This is a genomic window from Dactylosporangium darangshiense (assembly GCF_039537565.1).
Taxonomy (GTDB): Bacteria; Actinomycetota; Actinomycetes; order Mycobacteriales; family Micromonosporaceae; genus Dactylosporangium; species Dactylosporangium darangshiense.
In genome coordinates, this window is sequence record NZ_BAABAT010000002.1 from 84,357 (window position 1) to 100,491 (window position 16,135).

The following is a 16,135-nucleotide window of genomic DNA, read 5'->3' on the forward strand; positions in this document are numbered from 1 at the left end:
GGCCGTCACCTCGGCATCAAGCGCTTATACCTTCCCGAGCGGGGCAGGTCGCACGTCAACCGGTGTGAGCGGCCGAGCCCAGCACGGACCCGGCCACAAAGGTGAGTCTCTCGTGAAGGTAGGCCTTGGTCGTGCGGGCTTTTTGGGATGCGCTGGCAGCCAGCATTGATCGTTTGACGTTGGCCGGGTGGATTCAGATCATCTCAGCCATAGGTGCGGTCGCCGCGGCGATTGCCGCCGCCTCGGCCGCTCGCTCGGGGCGCGCTGCGGCCCGAACCGCTGCCAAGCAGTTGCCGGAGCTGCAGAAACAGGTCGAGATCAACGCGGCTCAGGCGAAAGCCGCCGGCGAGCAGGTCGTCCTTGCTCAAGAAATGCTGCAAGCCGCCACGACGGCGGTCCGGGAAGCGGCGCGCGCCAGGACGGACGAGCGGGCTCCCCTCGTCGTCGCGCTGCTCGAGGCGCCGCAATGGCCCCCACTGATCGATGAGACGCGTGATCGGATGCCCTATGGCCACGAATTGCGACTGCTTGACCATCGTTCTGTGGCGCAGGCCGAAGCGGCCTCGCCGGCGCGGCTCTTCGCGCGTAATGCAGAGCGTAAAGGGCTCATGTGGTTTCAGACCCGGGGCGTACTGATCAACGAAGGCTCGACCACCGCACGGGTGCGACTCGATGACCAGGCCGAGGCCCAGTTCGTGGAGACGACCACCGCGAAGAGAGAGCGCCTCTTGCGGCCGGGAGAGGTAGCCCTGTTCGAATGGGGCGCGGGTCACACGATTGCGGAATGGGCGGAGGCCCGCCAGAAACCCGACCCGCCCAACCCGCTCGGCGCCTGCTTCTTGACGATCACCGTGTTCGACTCGTTCGAACAGGGCATCTTCGACCACATTCACATCGTCATGAGCGGCCGGCCGATCGTCTCGGTGGACGACTCGTTCGACGAAGTGCGGCTCGCTTCCCGGGAGTCCGAGGCGGATATGGGAGTCACGGTCTTCCCCACCCGGCGCACGTACCGCTCCGACGGTCCGCGAAGGGACCCTCTTCCATGGGACGGCACGTACGCGGCGTGGTGGAGGGAACAGGGACGGCGCGCCACGGAGCCTGCGTAGGATGCGCTTCCGGACGTGATCGGTGCAGCGTCTGCCCGAGGCCGGGCGGGTCAGAGGGTGCGCAGCGCGTCCGCCGGGGGGAGCCGGGCCGCACGGGCGGCCGGGTACAGGCCCGCGAGGGCCCCGACGAGCAGCGCGGCGACCAGGCCGGCCAGGGGCGCCTCGGGCGGGATGGCCACCGGGTTGCCGGCCGTGCGGGCGGCGATGAGCGTGGCGAGGCAGCCCAGCCCGATGCCGGCGACCCCGCCGATGACGGCGAGGACCGCCGACTCGAGCAGGAACTGCGCGGCAACGTCCCGCCGTCTGGCGCCGAGGGACCGCCGCAGCCCGATCTCGGCCCGCCGTTCGAGCACCGAGATCACCATGATGTTGGCGATGCCGACCCCGGCGACGAGCAGCGCGATGCCGCCGAGGCCGAGGAACAGCCCGACGAACGCGTCCTTGGCCTGGATGCGGGCCAGGATGAGGTCCGACGGGCGCTGGACCTGCACGTCGGACGGGTTGTCCGGCGAGGCGGTCGGGCCGAGCACCGCGGCGACCGCGGCCACCTGGTCGGGGTGGACCCGCACGTAGATGCGGGTGGGCACGCCGCCGAGGTGGAACAGCTGGTCGGCGACGCCGAAGCTGATCAGGGCCGCGGTGTCGAGCTCCGGCGCGACGCCGACCTGGTCCAGGACGCCGACGACGGTGAAGTACCGCCCGGCGATGAAGACCTGGGTCTGCGCCTCCAGCTTGTCGATGCCCAGGCTGCGGGCGGCGGAGTAGCCGAGGACGGTCTCCGGGTACTGCTCGGCGGCCGGACCGAGGAAGGCGCCGCGCACCATCCGCGCCGACAGCGTGCCCGGCAGCGACGCCTGGGCGGCCAGCACGTTGATGCCGTTGGTGTTCTGCGGCGGGATGCGGTCGGTGCGCCGGACCGTGGCCCCTTCGATGTCACCGACCGCCGTGGTGGCCAGCACCGGCGGGATCCGCGCGATCATCGGCTGCGCGGTGAGCGGCAGCGGGGTGGGGCGGCCGTCGAAGGTGTGGCCGGTGGCGACGGCGAGCAGGTTGCCCTGCCGGCCGAGCTCGTCGAGCAGCTGTTGTTTCGAGGACTCGGCCACGCCGAGGACGGCGACGAGCGCGGCGATGGCGATGGCGATGCCGAGCGCCGACAGCGTGGCGCGGACGCGGCGGGCGCGCAGCCCGACGGTACCGACGGACAGCGCGTCGGCGGGCCGCAGGCGGCTGCGGGCGCTCATGCCGTCACCCCCGTGTCGTCCACGATCCGCCCGTCCTGGAGCCGGATCTGGCGCTCCATCGCCTCCGCGACCGCGCCGTTGTGAGTGATGAGCACGACCGTGGTGTCCTCGTCGGTGTCTCGCAGGGTGGCCAGCAGGCGCACGATCTCGCGCCCGTTGGCGGTGTCGAGGTTGCCGGTGGGCTCGTCGGCGAGCAGGACCGCCGGCCGGCCGACGACGGCGCGGGCGATCGCCACCCGTTGCCGCTCGCCGCCGGAGAGCTGGGTCGGGCGGTGCCGCATCCGGTCCGCGAGCCCGACCCGGTCCAGGGCCTCGGCGGCCCGCCGGCGGCGCTCGCCGGCGGGCAGCCCGCGGTACATGAGGCCGGTCGCCACGTTCTCCAGCACCGACAGGTGGTCGAGCAGGAAGAACTGCTGGAAGACGAACCCGATGTGCCAGGCCCGCACGCCGGACAGCTGCGGGTCGGACATGGTGGAGGTGTCGGTGCCGGCGATGCGCACGGTGCCGGCGCTGGGCCGCTCCAGCGTGCCGAGGATGCTCAGCAGCGTGGACTTGCCGGCCCCGGACGCGCCGGTGATGGCGACCGTCTCGCCGCGGCGCACCACCAGGTCCACATCGGACAGCGCGGTGACGGTCGTCGGCGGCGGGTAGGTCTTGCTCACCTGCTGCAGTTCCAGTGCGGGGGTCACGAGGACGGCACCTCCACGTCGTCGCCCTCCTGCAGGCCGTCGCCGCGCACCTCGACCATCGTGTCGGAGAACAGCCCGGTGGTGACGCCGAGCAGGGTGCGCTGGGCGCCGTTGCGCTTGTAGACGCCGTACCCGCCACCGGCCAGCGCGACGAGCGCGGTGACCGGCACCGCCAGCACGCCGGTGACCGTCGCGGCGGTGATGGCGACCTGCACCGGTGCCCGGTCGAGGTTCGAGCCCACCTGCGGATCGTCCAGCGTGACGATGCCGGGGACGGTGACCTGCCCGTCGCGGCCGTTGTCCTGCTGCGCCTGGTCGGCCACCGGCGACAGGTACAACACCTTGCCGGTAACCTTCCGTTGATCCGGCAGCGTGACGGTCACCGTGTCGCCCGCGTGGACCAGGTACGTCTGGCCGGCGGGCACGGTGATGGTGACCACGGCCGTGGTCGACGTGGCGGTGAGCAGCGGCTCGCCGGGGTGCAGGTCGCTGCCGACCTTGCCGGTGACGGTGTTGATCCGGATCGGGCCGGGCTGGAAGATCACCTCGCCCGGGTCGATGCGGCCGTTGATCGTCTGGCCGGTCGCCCGCTGCCACCGCTTGATCGCGGTCGTCGTCGCCGAGCTGAACGTGGCGTCGGCGGTGGACAGGTAGCCCAGCGCCTTGAGATTCTCCTCCAGCGCCCGCACGTCCGGCCCGGCCGTCATGCCGGCGGCGAACGGGCGGAACGCGGGGCGGTCGGCATAGAAGAGCCGGACCGGCTTGTTGTCCACTTCGTACACCGGCTCGTTGCGGTTGATCACCTTGCCCGGGTCCGGCAGCGCGGTCAGCGTGCCGCCCTCGCCGCGCGGGACGATGGTGTAGTCGCCGCGGTACCCCAGCGCGCCGGACACCAGCGTGCTGTTCGACAGGTCGATCTTGGTGACCTTCGCCGTGGTGGTCGGCACCCCGGCCGCGGCGGGGGTCGCCCCGCCCGGACGCCGCCAGGCGAACCAGCCGCCGGTGGCGGCAACGGCGACCGCGGTGGCCGCCGTCGTCACGAACGTCCGCCGCCTCATCCCGCCAGGCTCCCCAGACTGGAGACCCGGTTCATTTCGTCGATGACCGACTCGCACGCCACCAGCGCGTGCTTGATCGTCGGGTCCGTCTTGCTGCCGTTGCCGGGAAGCTCACTGGAGTCCATGCCGAACCCGTGACCTGGGACGAACTCGTCGTTGGCGTTCGGGTCGCTGATGTTCGGCAGGCCGTTGGCCCGCATGCACTGCGCAACTTTCACGCCGGCCTGGACCACCTTCGGCGGCGCCGGCGCCTGCTGGTCGGGCACGAGTTCGGCGGCGACGATCGCGTCGTGGCACGCCTGCGCCACCGCCGCGATGGTGCTCGCCTGGGCCTCGTGCATGCTGCGGGAGTCGGTGTACACGTGGCCGTCGGCGGTGAGCACCGGGTCCTTGTACGTCGGGATGCCGTGCTGGCGGATGCAGTCGGCCGCGGCGTGCAGCGCGTTCTTGCGCGCGTCGCCGGTCTTCCCGGCGCAGGTTCGATGGTTCCCCGGGTCGCCGCCGGAGTCCGTGCCGCCCTGGGGCTGGCCCGAGGGGGGCGCGCCCTTGTCCGGCTTCTCGCCGTTGGGGTCGGCATTGCCCTGGTCGGCCAGGTGGCTGAGGCCTTGGGCGACGGTCAGGCACCCGGCGCTCGGTGACGCCGTTTGGCCGGCCCCGCCGAGGTTCGGCACGCTCGGCGACGAACCCGAGCTGCATGCGGTCAGTGCCGCGGCGGTGCACACCGCGACGGCGAGCAGTCCGATTCTCATGGTCGTCAGGTGTACGCGCGGGCCGGTGACACGGGCGCTACCCGCGATGTCGCATCGATGTCATCTGCGGCGGCGCACAATGGTCGCCATGCGGGTGCTGGTGGTCGAGGACCATGCGACGCTGGCCGAGCGGATCGGCGAGGGGCTGCGCGACGCGGGCATGGCGGTCGACGTCGTGCACGACGGGGACGCCGCGCTGGCCCGGGCGGCCGAGACCGACTACGACGTCGTGGTGCTCGACCGGGACCTGCCGGTCGTGCACGGCGACCAGGTCTGCCGGTCGCTGGCCGCCACCGACGGCGCCCGCATTCTCATGCTCACCGCCGCCGCCGGCGTCGACGACCGGGTCGACGGGCTCGAGCTCGGCGCCGACGACTACCTCGGCAAGCCGTTCGCCTTTCACGAACTCGTCGCCCGGGTGCGGGCGTTGGCGCGGCGGGCGCCGTCGGCGCCCCCGATCGTGCGCCGCGGCGACCTGACCGTCGACAGGGCCCGGCACCGGGCCAGCCGGGCCGGGCGGGCGCTGTCGCTGACCCGCAAGGAGTTCGGGGTGCTGGAGATGCTCGTCGCCGCCGACGGTGCGGTGGTCAGCGCCGAGGAGCTGCTCGAGCACGTATGGGACGCCAACGCCGACCCGTTCAGCAACATCGTCTCGGTCACCCTGACCCGGCTGCGGCGCAAGCTCGGCGCGCCGCCGCTCATCGAGACCGTCGTGGGCAAGGGGTACCGGCTGTGATGCGGCCCCGGTTCACCGTCCGGGTGCGGCTGACGCTGCTGTACACGCTGCTGTTCGCGGTCTGCGGCGCCGCGCTGGTCGCCATCACCTACGGTCTGCTCGCGGCGAACCTGCCGGGGATCACCGAGCTGACCTCCAACGACGGCGAGGCGCCGGCCGGATCCGCCCCGTACGGCAAGAACCACGAGGCGCCGCCACCCGAGTTCATCGAGGCGTGCAAGTCGGTCCTCAACGGGCAGGCGGCCGGCGACACCGACCCCAACCTGGTGTTCAAGTGCGAGTCGGCGTACCGGGAGGGCCTGCTCGTCGGCGCGCAGGCCCAGCGGGACGCGACGCTGCAGTCCCTGCTGTGGCAGTCCGGGCTGAGCCTCGGCGCGGTCACGTTGATGGCCGGCGTGGCCGGCTGGTTCGTCGCCGGGCGGGCGCTGCGCCCGGTGCACCGGCTCACCGCGGCCGCCCGCTCCGCGTCCGAGCACAACCTGTCGGCCCGGGTCGCCCTCGGCGGCCCCCGCGACGAGCTGCGCGAGCTGGCCGACACGTTCGACGGCATGCTGGAGCGGCTGCAGCGCGCGTTCGAGGGGCAGCGGCGGTTCATCGCCAACGCCAGCCACGAGCTGCGCACGCCACTCACCGTCATGCGGGCCAGCGTCGACGTGGTGCTGGCCAAGCCGCACGCCACCGAGGCCGAGCTGACCGGGATGGCGCGCGACGTGCGGGCGGCCGTCGACCACGCCGAAGCCCTCATCGAGGCGTTGTTCACCCTGGCCCGCAACGACGGCGGGCTCGCGGTGCGCGAGGAGACCGACCTGGCCACCGTCGCCGAGGATGTGCTCGACGGCATCGACCTGCGCGACCGGCGGGCCCACGTGTCGCTGGAGCCGGCCCCGACCACCGGCGACCCGATCCTGCTCGAGCGGCTCACCGCCAACCTGGTCGACAACGCGGTGCGGTACAACGTGCCCGGCGGCGCCGTGTGGCTGGCCACGTCCGCGGTGAACGGGCACGTGCGGCTCGAGGTGGCCAACGACGGGCCGGTGGTCGCGCCGGACGCGGTCGGGGTGCTGTTCCAGCCGTTCCGCCGGCTGCACGAGCGGACCGGCAGCGACGGCTTCGGCCTGGGCCTGGCGATCGTCGACTCGATCGTCAAGGTGCACGGCGGCACGGTGCTGGCCGAGCCGCAGGACGGCGGCGGCCTGCACGTCACCGTGACGCTGCCGGCTATCCGCCCGGCAGCTCCCGCTCCGCCATGAACGCGCGCAGCGTCGTTCAGTCGGGTGCGGGTGCGAGCACGATGTCGAAGCGGACGCGTGACCACGACCGGCCGTCGAGGTCGCGGCCGTCCGGGGTCGGCGTGCCGGCGCGCTGTTCGGCGAAGTCCGTGACGAGCGAGTCCTTCACCCCGAACACGCTGTCTCGGTCGAGCAGCTCGTCGCCGCGCACGAAGATGTGTGTGACCAGGGTGCGCAGGCCGTCGGCGGTGACCATGAAGTGCAGGTGTGAGGCGCGCATCGGGGAGCGGCCGGTCGCGGCGAGCATCGCGCCGACCGGGCCGTCGTGGGGAATCGGGTACGGCGTGGGGGTGATGGCCCAGAAGTGGAAGTTGCCGTCCTCGCCGCTGAAGAGGTGCCCGCGGCCGGCGGTGCGGTCGTCGTCGTACTGAACGTCGTAGAACCCGTCCTCGTCGGCCTCCCACACTTCGATCCGGGCGCCGGGGACCGGGTTGCCGTCGGTGTCGCGGACGGTGCCCTCAACCCAGCACGGCTGGCCGGCGGCGCCGGCAGCGATGTCGCCGCCGAGCTCGACGTGCGGGGCGTCGTCGACGAAGAACGGCCCGAACACCGTCGCCTCGGTCGCGTTCGCGTACGCCTGGTTGTTGATCGCGATGGTCTGCATGGAGACGCCCAGGGTGTCGGAGAGCAGGATGAACTCCTGGCGCCGCTCGTCGGTGATGTGGCCGACGGCGGTGAGGAAGTCGATGCCCTGCTTCCACTCCTGCTCGGTGAGGCGCACGTCGCGCACGAACGCGTGCAGGTGGGTCACCAGCGACCGCACGATCTGCTTGAGCCGGGCGTCGGAGGTGGCATCGAACGAGGCCAGGACCCGCTCGACCAGCTCGTCCTCCCGGGCGCGCTGCTCCGGCGAGACCTCGGGCGGCACGTCGTTGGTCATCGGGGGTCGGCTCCTTCCCAGGCATCGTGCAGGAGGCGCTGCAGGTCGCCGGCGGCGACGGCCGCGGGGTTGTTCTCGGGTACCACGGACAGGATCGCCTCGACCGCTGCCGGGATCTGTGCCTCGTGGAGTCCGTAGTCACGCAACGCCCGGGGTGCGTCGAGGCGCCGGCGCAGGGCCTGGAGGCCCTCGATGGCGGTGTCACTGCCGAAGGCTCGCGCGATACGGTCGGCGGCGGCGGGGGCGGCCGGCCCGTTCAGCGCGAGGACGTGGGGCAGCACGACGGCGTGGGTCGGGGCGTGCGGCAAGTTGTACATGCCGCCCAGGACGTGGCAGATCTTGTGGTGCAGGCCGGACCCGGCGGAGGCGAACGCGACCGCCGACAGATACGCGCCGTAGAGCGCCTCTTCCCGGCCGGGCAGCCCTTCGGGGTCGTCGACGACCTGTGGGAGCCCGGAAGCGAGCGCGCGGATGCCCTCGGCGGCCAGCGCCGCGTCGATCGGGTCGGTGCGGGGCGCCCACATGGAGTCCACGCAGTGCGCCAGCGCGTTCAATCCGGATGCGACGCTCAGGCCGACCGGAAGGGAGAGCGTCAGGGCCGCGTCGTAGACGACGGCGTGCGGCAGCACCCGCGGGTCCACGCCGGTGGTCTTGCGAGCGCCCTCGGTCAGCCCCCACACATTGGTCGCCTCCGAGCCGGCGTACGTGGTCGGCACCGCGATGATCGGTACGCCGGAGGTGAGCGCGATCGCCTTGGCGAGGCCGGTGGTGGAGCCACCGCCGACGCAGACGATCGCGTCGACGTCGTGCTCGGCGGCGGCCGCCCGGGCGCGTTCGGCGACCGGGACCGGGACGTGCATCGCGACCTCGTCGTGGACCAGCACGACGGGGAGCGCGCCGCTGATCTGCTTGGCGAGGGCCGTCTCGGCGGGTGCGGCGATCACCATCACCCGGGCGGCGCCCAGACGTGTGACCTCCTCGCGCACCGCGTGGGCCGCGCCGCCGGACGCGAACCGGACGCGTTGGCCGAGTGTCTCGTGCTCGAACCGCAGGCTCATGCGCGACTGCCCTGGCCGAGGATCTGGGTCAACGCGTCGCGCAGCGCGGACTCGGGGTCGGCGGGCAGCACGGCGGCGCGCCATGCGATGTGCTTGTCGGGGCGCACCAGCAGGGCGCCGCTCTCGTCGATCTCGCGCAGCTTGGACCAGTCGTAGTAGAGGTCCGTGATCTCACGGCCGGGGCCGATGATGACGGTGGCCAGGTCGATGCCGAGCGCACGGGCGACCTTCTCGGCGGCGTTCTCCCAGGCCTCGCCGGCGATGCCGGTGATGAGGGTGAACCGGGTGTACGGCGCGAGATCCATCATGGCGAGCTTCCGCTTGTTGTCGCCGACCCAGGCGTGCGGCAGGTGCGAACCCGGCACCGTCGATGCCTGATAGTACAGGTCCGGGTCGCGGGTGGGCTCGGGCCGCGGGGTGCCGTCGGAGACGACCGCGCTGGACTCGTAGAACTGGCCGAGCTCGACGCCGTGTGCGTTGAACTCGTAGTTCTTCAGCTCCATCGCTTTGACGAGGGCGGCGCGCTTGGCGGCCCCCTCGGGGGTGTTGGCCTTGCGCTCCTCGATCTGGCGGACCATCTCCTCCTCGGTCTTCGCCTCGGTGACGCCGAGCGCGACGAACAGGTCCACGAACTCGCGGCTGGACTTGTTGGCGCGTTTTACGATGCGTTCGGCGACCGGGGCACGCTCGGTGGAGTAGGTGTCCAGCAGCGAGGGGGACGCTTGGCCCTTGAGTACCGCAGCGAGCTTCCACGCCAGGTTGTACGAGTCCTGGATGGAGGTGTTGGAACCCAGCCCGTTGCTCGGCGGGTGCCGGTGGACGGCGTCGCCGGCGCAGAACACTCGTCCGGACTGCAGGTGGGTGGCGTACATCTCGTTGTTGCCCCACAGGGACGTGCCCGTGATCTCCACGTCGAGGTCGGGCATGCCGAGCAGGTTGCGCACGATCTGGGTCGCGGCGGCCTCGTCGACGACGGGAGGCTCGTCGTTGATGTCGTAGCCCCACACGATCAGCCATTCGTTCCACGGGCGGACCATGCGGACCAGGCCGGCGCCGATGCCGCCGACGTTGGAGCCGGGCTGGATGACCCAGTACAGCACCGAAGGCCGATGGTTGCAGTAGGCGCTGATGTCGGCCTTGAAGGTGATGTTCATGGAGCCGGCGATGTCCATGGCGCCCTCGTACGGCAGCCCGATGTCGGCGGCAACCCTCGACCGCGCGCCGTCGGCGCCGATGAGGTACTTCGCGCGGATCGTGTACTGCGTGCCGGTGAGCCGGTCCAGGACCTGGACGTCGACGCCGTCGGCGTCCTGGGTGTGGGAGAGGTACTCGGTGGAGAACCGTGACTGCGTGCCGCGCATCGTCGCGTTCTTGACCAGGATCGGCTCGAGGTAGGTCTGCGGGATGTCGACGGTCAGGCACGGCGAGGCGAGCCGGTAGTCGGCCTCGCGCGCGGCGCTGGTGCCCCAGGTGTGGATCCGGCCGATCTCCTCACCGGCGATCGAGGTGCAGAACACGGTGTCGCCGACGAGGCGGTGCCGGGTGGCGTCGGCGAGCACCTGGTCCTCGATCCTCATGTCTCGGAAGATCTCCATAGCCCGCTGGTTGGTGATGTGCGCCCGGGGAGTGTTCGCCGTCCACCGGTACTTGGTGATCATGACGTTGGGGACGCCCAGGGTCGACAGGAACAGCGCGGCCGCCGACCCGGCGGGCCCGGATCCGACGATCAGTACGTCGGTCTCGACCGTCACGGACGCCGGCAGTTCGGTCTCCGTCTGGCCGTCGTTGAACACGGGCATCGGTACACCCCCTCGGGCCGGCCGTGCGCCGGCGCTCAGCGAGCCAGTGTCAGCAGTAGCAACCGCGGCGTCGACATGTGACGGTCATCTCGGCGAGAACCCGATGCGATGGCCGATCCACGCAAGCGCGCACCCCATGGTCAGCCCGGCGGGAGGGCCCGGGAGACCAAGGCCCGCCGGCGGACGTCGGTGGCACGCTCCCCGAAGTGGGACCGGAAGGCGTTCGAGAAGTGGGCGGCGGACGTGAACCCGCAGTAATGGGCGACGTCGGCGATCGTCATCATGGCCGGCGCCGGCTTCTCCAGCAGCGTCCGGGCGGCCTCCAGGCGGCGGGACAGGACGTATTTCGGCACGGTCGTCCCGGCTTCGGCGAAGACCCGGGAGAGGTGGCGCGGGCTGATGCCGACGGCCGCGGCCACCTGGGGCGCGCTCAGGGCCGGGTTGGCGAGGTGCTGGTCGATGTAGGTCTGCGCGGCGGCGCGGTGCGCGGTGGACAGGGCGTCGCGGTCCGCACCGGCGATCGCGGCGACCAGTTGCAGCAGTGCAGCCTCGTCGGCCGGGCGTGGGTCCTCGGATCTGGTCGCGGCACCGATCTCGCGGGCGAGCGCGCGGGCGACGGAGTTGGCACCGGCGGTGAAGCTCACCACCGTCGGGCGGGCGACCTGGTCGATGCCGGTGACGTCGGCGAACACCGCGCGCGGGATCTTCAGGACGAGCTCCTCGAGCCCGTGGGAGAACCCGCGCATGAACGGCCGGTCGGCGTCGCACATCAGCATCTCGCCGGGCTGGACGGTTCGGACCCCGTCGTCGTGGTAGAAGAACGCCTCGCCGACCAGGCTGAAGAACAGCGCGACGGAGTCGGCGGGCCGACGCCTGATCAGTGTCTCGTCACGCTCGACGACGTGGGAGTTGCCGCGCACCCGGGCGAGGTGAACCCGCTCCAGCTGCACGTTGATCTCGGTCGCCTCCAGCACCGCGGCGGTGAGGGTGCGACAGCGCAGGCCGATGAGCGCCTTGGCGTTGTGGCTCTCCCACAACTCGACGCGCCGCCGTTCGGGCAGTCCCAAGGTGGAGAACGCCACAGGTACCGCGGGCGTGATCCCCACCATAGCCAAACATTCTAGCCGTCGCGTGCTCAGGTGCCGCCGCGCAGCTCAGCGCTGCGAGCGACGATCTCGGCGACCCGGCGCACGGCAGGGGAACCCTCACCCGTCCGGGTCGCAAGGCCGAGGTCGACGGTCGGTGCGCCGTTGAGTGCCACGTAGGAGACGCCGCGCAGGGCGAGGCTGCGCACCGGCTCGGGCACCAGCGCGACGCCGAGGCCGGCCGCCACGAAGACAACCAGGGTGGCGGTCTCGCCGACCTCCATGACCGAGGTGGGGCGAAAGCCCGCGGCGGCACAGGCGGCGAGCACGTGCTCGTGCATCGACGAGCGGTCGCCCGAGAAGTGCATGACGAACGGCTCACCCGCCAGGCGTGCGAGGTCGATGCTTCGCTCCCCGGCGAGCGGGTGCCGAGCCGGCAGCACCGCCACCAGGGACTCTCGGCGCAGCGTGCGCACCTCGACCCCACGCCGTTGCATCCCGTCGGGCCGCAGCACCACGAGGTCGTAGGTGCCGTCGAGCAGCCCGGCCAGAAGAGCCGGGCTGAGCAGCTCCCCGTGCAGGTCGAGCTGCACGTCCGGCAGTTCGCTGCGCACCTCCCGCGCAGCCAGGGGCAGCAGGTCGTAGGTCGAGGTGCCGACGAAGCCCGCCGACACCCGCCCTGCGTGGCCGGAGGCGACCAGCGCCATGTCGCTCGACGCCCGATCGGCCGACGCGAGGACGGTCCGGGCGTGGTCGGCGAGGCGGCGGCCGGCCTCGGTCAGCTCCACCCGGCGGGTGGTGCGGTCGACGAGCGCGACGCCGAGCTCCCGCTCGAGCTGCTTGATCTGCTGGGACAGCGCCGGCTGGGCGATGTGCAACCGTGCCGCGGCTCGACCGAAGTGCTGCTCCTCGGCGAGCGCGGCGAACGAGCGCAGCTGCCGCAGTTCCATGCAATCAGCTTATCAATCACGCAGGATTCAGTATTGGATTCAATGGACGGGCCGGTCGTACGGTGGTGTCATGAGGACCGCGATCTGCGCCACCACGGCCCAGGCGGTCGCCGGAATCCAGGACGGCTCGACGGTCCTGGTCGGCGGCTTCGGCATGGCTGGGATGCCGGTGCAGCTCATCGACGCGCTCATCGACCAGGGGGCCTCGGACCTGACGGTGGTGTCCAACAACGCCGGCAACGGCGACACCGGCCTCGCGGCGCTGCTGGCGAAAGGCCGGGTCCGAAAGATCGTCTGCTCGTTCCCGCGGCAGTCCGACTCCTGGGTCTTCGACGGCCTGTACCGCCAGGGGCGCATCGAGCTCGAGGTCGTGCCGCAGGGCACTCTCGCCGAGCGGATGCGTGCGGCGGGAGCCGGCATCGGGGCGTTCTTCTCGCCCACCGGCGTCGGAACACCGCTGGCCGAGGGCAAGGAGACCCGGCAGATCGACGGCCGGTCGTATGTCCTCGAGCACCCGATCAAGGGCGACGTCGCGCTCATCGGTGCGCATCGCGCGGACCGGATGGGCAATCTCGTGTACCGCAAGACCGCCCGCAACTTCGGTCCGGTGATGGCGACCGCGGCCACTCTCGTGGTGGCCCAGGTGCACGCGGTCGTCGAGACCGGCGAGCTCGACCCCGAAGCGGTCGTGACGCCGAGCATCTACGTCGACAGGGTGGTGGCGGTGTGAGCCTGGACAAGCACCAGTTGGCGGCACTGGTCGCCAAGGACATCCCGCCCGGCGCCTACGTCAACCTCGGCATCGGCCAGCCCACGACGGTCGCCGACCACCTGCCCGAAAGCTCGGGCGTGGTGCTGCACACCGAGAACGGCATGCTCAACATGGGACCCGCAGCCACCGCTCACGAGATCGACCTCGACCTCATCAACGCCGGCAAGACCCCTGTGACCGAACTACCCGGAGCGGCGTACTTCCACCACGCCGACTCGTTCGCGATGATGCGCGGCGGACACCTCGACGTCTGCGTGCTCGGCGCCTTCCAGGTCTCAGCTACCGGCGACCTCGCCAACTGGCACACCGGAGAGCCGGACGCGATCCCGGCCGTCGGTGGGGCGATGGACCTGGCCATCGGCGCCAAAAGCGTCTACGTGATGATGAACCTCTTCACGAAGGACGGGACACCGAAGCTGGTGCCGCGGTGCAGCTACCCGCTCACCGGCGTCGGGTGCGTCGATCGCGTCTACACCGACCTCGCCACCTTCCTCATCACCCGCGACGGCGTCGTCGTACGCGAGACGTTCGGCATCTCATTCGACGAGCTCAACGAGAAGCTCGCAGCGCCCTTGCTGCGCCTTGCTACCGGGCAGGCCGTCGCGGGTGATACCGCGTAGCGTCGGAACCGAGCTGCCGGTATCGGCTGCCGTCCGGGGTTACGGTGGCGTGATGGGCGGCGAGATTGCCCCGTTCACGGTCAGCGTTGGCGAGGATGCGCTCGACGAGCTGCGGCAGCGGCTGGCACGCGCCCGGTGGCCGGAACCGGCGACGGTGGCGGGCTGGAGTCAGGGTGTGCCGCTGGACTGGCTGCGGGATCTGTGCGGGTACTGGCAAAGCGGCTATGACTGGCGGCGCCTGGAGGGCCGGCTCAATGGGCTGCCGCAGTTCACCACCGAACTGGACGGCCTCGACGTCCACTTCATCCACCTGCGCTCACCCCAGCCGGATGCGCTGCCGCTGATCATGACGCACGGCTGGCCGGGCTCGGTCGTGGAGTTCCTGGACGTCGTCGAGCCGCTGGCCGACCCCGTTGCGCACGGCGGCGAGGCGCGCGACGCGTTCCACGTGGTATGTCCGTCGCTGCCGGGTTTCGGGTTCAGCGCCAAACCCGCCGAGCCGGGCAGCGGGCCGGAGCGGATCGCCCAGGCGTGGGCGACGCTGATGACCCGACTGGGCTACGAGCGGTTCGCCGCGCAGGGCGGCGACTGGGGCGCGATCGTGACCGCGACGCTGGCAGCGCAGCGGCCCGAGCGCATGGTGGGCATCCACCTCAACATGTTGCCGGTGGTCGGCCGCGAACAACTTGTCACCGCGGACCAGACCGACTTCGAGCGGCAGAGCCTGGCCGACGCCGCCGACCACCGGGAATGGGGCAGCGGCTATGCCCTGGAGCAGGCGACCCGCCCGCAGACTGTCGGCTACGGGCTGGTCGACTCCCCGGTGGGCCAGTGCGCCTGGATCGCCGAGAAGTACTGGGCCTGGACCGACCACGACGGTGATCCCGTTGATGCGCTCAGCCGCGACCAGATGCTCGACAACATCAGTGTCTACTGGCACACCGCAACGGCCGCGTCGTCGGCCCGTATCTACTGGGAGGACGGCTTCGCCCGGCCATCCGGCCGCAACGCTCGCCAGCCCGAGCCGCTCGCCGTGCCGGTCGGCTTCTCGGCCTTCCCGCGCGAGATCTTCCGGCCGTCACGGCGCTGGTGCCAGCGATACTGTCCCGATCTCCGCTTCTACGAGCAGCCACCCCGCGGTGGGCACTTCGCCGCCTTCGAACAGCCGGAATTGTTCGTCGACCAGCTACGGCGCGCCTTCCGGACAATGCGCTGACCGGTGCCGCCGGCAACGCTCAGTGTCCGCGCCGTCCGACCGCGCGCCACAAACAGGCCCGTTCCTATATCTAGAGGAGTAACTTCGTCATGGTTTTGCTGACTGACAACGCAGTGGTAGCCATCCAGACCCTTACCGCACAGCCTGGTGCACCGGAGGGCGGCGGCTTGCGCATCGCCGCCGACGAAACCCGCGGGTCGCTGCGGCTGAGCCTGGCGTCCAGCCCGGCGCAGGACGACGCGGTCGTGGAGGAGTCCGGCGCCCGGCTGTTCCTGGACCAGACGGCCAACGAGGTGCTCAACGACAAGACGCTGGACGCCGGTGCCGACACCGAGGGGCAGATCGAGTTCACCGTAACGTAGCGTCCGGCTGCGAACCCACGGGATGGGGACCCGGCGCCGGCGCCGGGTTCTCACGCAGTGCCGCTCAGCGGGCCCTCTTCGTCGCCCGCTTGCGAGGCGGCGTCAACAGGTCGGCGATCGCCGCGATCGTCGACGGCACCAGGCGGTAGTACGCCCAGACGCCACGCTTCTCGCGCTCGAGCAGGCCGGCCTCGGTGAGGATCCGAAGATGATGACTCACGGTCGGCTGGGAGAGACCGAGCGGCGCGGTGAGGTCACTTACGGACGCCTCGCCATCCGGAGCGGACTGGATCAGACTGAGCAGTCGCAGCCGGGCCGGGTCGGCAAAGGCCTTCAGCACTCCAGCGAGCCGCTCGGCATCGGCACGCATAATCGGCTCGCCAGCAAGCGGCGAGATAGCAGGCATAGTAGCTTTCGCAGTTCCCACGCCTTCCATCGTTCCACGAATACCGTCAACAGGCCGGTGGAACCGCGACCAGGAGTTCCCGAGCCGACGGTTCCTGCGGTTGTGCGTTCCAGACC

17 protein-coding genes are annotated in these 16,135 nt (G+C 71.2%); 7 read left to right on the plus strand and 10 right to left on the minus strand.

Features of this window, described 5'->3' with window-relative positions:
• Positions 1 to 125: 125 nt before the first annotated feature.
• A complete protein-coding gene (locus ABD901_RS04005; protein WP_345121332.1) occupies positions 126 to 1,109 on the plus strand; it encodes a hypothetical protein in 984 nt (327 codons plus the stop codon).
• Positions 1,110 to 1,159: 50 nt separating this feature from the next.
• Here the strand turns inward: ABD901_RS04005 and ABD901_RS04010 are convergent, their stop codons facing one another.
• From ABD901_RS04010 to ABD901_RS04025, 4 genes are read right to left on the minus strand one after another with little or no spacing between them, the layout of a single operon-like run.
• The gene (locus ABD901_RS04010; RefSeq protein ID WP_345121334.1) at positions 1,160 to 2,350 is read right to left on the minus strand and encodes an ABC transporter permease; all 1,191 of its coding nucleotides are present in this window, start codon (positions 2,348 to 2,350) and stop codon (positions 1,160 to 1,162) included.
• Entirely contained in the window at positions 2,347 to 3,039 is a 693-nt protein-coding gene (locus ABD901_RS04015; RefSeq protein WP_345121336.1) for an ABC transporter ATP-binding protein, read from the minus strand. The genes ABD901_RS04010 and ABD901_RS04015 overlap by 4 nt, the downstream gene beginning before the upstream one ends.
• A complete protein-coding gene (locus ABD901_RS04020; protein ID WP_345121338.1) occupies positions 3,036 to 4,097 on the minus strand; it encodes a peptidoglycan-binding protein in 1,062 nt (353 codons plus the stop codon). Before ABD901_RS04020 ends, ABD901_RS04015 begins: the two co-directional genes overlap by 4 nt.
• Positions 4,094 to 4,846: a hypothetical protein gene (locus ABD901_RS04025; protein WP_345121340.1), complete on the minus strand. Its 753-nt coding sequence runs from the start codon at positions 4,844 to 4,846 to the stop codon at positions 4,094 to 4,096. Before ABD901_RS04025 ends, ABD901_RS04020 begins: the two co-directional genes overlap by 4 nt.
• A gap of 88 nt (positions 4,847 to 4,934) precedes the next feature.
• On the opposite strand from ABD901_RS04025, the gene ABD901_RS04030 reads away from it, so the two are divergent.
• Both ABD901_RS04030 and ABD901_RS04035 read left to right on the plus strand, forming a co-directional pair.
• Positions 4,935 to 5,582 carry a response regulator transcription factor gene (locus ABD901_RS04030; protein WP_345121341.1) on the plus strand — a complete coding sequence of 216 codons (648 nt, stop codon included), beginning with the start codon at positions 4,935 to 4,937 and terminating at the stop codon, positions 5,580 to 5,582.
• The gene (locus tag ABD901_RS04035; protein WP_345122370.1) at positions 5,582 to 6,832 is read left to right on the plus strand and encodes a HAMP domain-containing sensor histidine kinase; all 1,251 of its coding nucleotides are present in this window, start codon (positions 5,582 to 5,584) and stop codon (positions 6,830 to 6,832) included. Before ABD901_RS04030 ends, ABD901_RS04035 begins: the two co-directional genes overlap by 1 nt.
• A gap of 16 nt (positions 6,833 to 6,848) precedes the next feature.
• On the opposite strand, the gene ABD901_RS04040 is transcribed toward ABD901_RS04035, so the two are convergent.
• From ABD901_RS04040 to ABD901_RS04060, 5 genes are all read right to left on the minus strand, one after another.
• On the minus strand, positions 6,849 to 7,751 hold the full coding sequence (locus ABD901_RS04040; RefSeq protein ID WP_345121343.1) for a dioxygenase family protein: 903 nt from the start codon (positions 7,749 to 7,751) through the stop codon (positions 6,849 to 6,851).
• Complete coding sequence (locus ABD901_RS04045) at positions 7,748 to 8,809, minus strand: maleylacetate reductase (RefSeq protein WP_345121345.1); 1,062 nt, start codon at positions 8,807 to 8,809, stop codon at positions 7,748 to 7,750. Before ABD901_RS04045 ends, ABD901_RS04040 begins: the two co-directional genes overlap by 4 nt.
• Entirely contained in the window at positions 8,806 to 10,608 is a 1,803-nt protein-coding gene (locus ABD901_RS04050; protein WP_345121347.1) for an FAD-dependent oxidoreductase, read from the minus strand. Before ABD901_RS04050 ends, ABD901_RS04045 begins: the two co-directional genes overlap by 4 nt.
• 140 nt (positions 10,609 to 10,748) lie before the next feature.
• Entirely contained in the window at positions 10,749 to 11,717 is a 969-nt protein-coding gene (locus ABD901_RS04055) for a helix-turn-helix domain-containing protein (RefSeq protein ID WP_345121349.1), read from the minus strand.
• Positions 11,718 to 11,743: 26 nt separating this feature from the next.
• A complete protein-coding gene (locus ABD901_RS04060) occupies positions 11,744 to 12,643 on the minus strand; it encodes a LysR substrate-binding domain-containing protein (protein WP_345121352.1) in 900 nt (299 codons plus the stop codon).
• A 70-nt stretch (positions 12,644 to 12,713) separates the two neighbouring features.
• Here ABD901_RS04060 and ABD901_RS04065 point away from each other — a divergent pair, with 70 nt between their 5' ends.
• The 4 genes from ABD901_RS04065 to ABD901_RS04080 all read left to right on the plus strand — a co-directional run bounded on the left by ABD901_RS04065 (position 12,714) and on the right by ABD901_RS04080 (position 15,613).
• On the plus strand, positions 12,714 to 13,373 hold the full coding sequence (locus ABD901_RS04065) for a 3-oxoacid CoA-transferase subunit A (RefSeq protein WP_345121354.1): 660 nt from the start codon (positions 12,714 to 12,716) through the stop codon (positions 13,371 to 13,373).
• Entirely contained in the window at positions 13,370 to 14,035 is a 666-nt protein-coding gene (locus tag ABD901_RS04070; RefSeq protein WP_345121356.1) for a 3-oxoacid CoA-transferase subunit B, read from the plus strand. The genes ABD901_RS04065 and ABD901_RS04070 overlap by 4 nt, the downstream gene beginning before the upstream one ends.
• Positions 14,036 to 14,087: 52 nt before the next feature.
• The gene (locus tag ABD901_RS04075) at positions 14,088 to 15,251 is read left to right on the plus strand and encodes an epoxide hydrolase family protein (RefSeq protein WP_345121358.1); all 1,164 of its coding nucleotides are present in this window, start codon (positions 14,088 to 14,090) and stop codon (positions 15,249 to 15,251) included.
• Between the two features lie 89 nt (positions 15,252 to 15,340).
• Positions 15,341 to 15,613, plus strand: a complete 273-nt coding sequence (locus tag ABD901_RS04080) for an adhesin (RefSeq protein ID WP_345121360.1) — start codon at positions 15,341 to 15,343, stop codon at positions 15,611 to 15,613.
• A 64-nt stretch (positions 15,614 to 15,677) separates the two neighbouring features.
• On the opposite strand, the gene ABD901_RS04085 is transcribed toward ABD901_RS04080, so the two are convergent.
• Positions 15,678 to 16,049, minus strand: a complete 372-nt coding sequence (locus ABD901_RS04085) for an ArsR/SmtB family transcription factor (RefSeq protein WP_345121362.1) — start codon at positions 16,047 to 16,049, stop codon at positions 15,678 to 15,680.
• Positions 16,050 to 16,135: the final 86 nt, after the last annotated feature.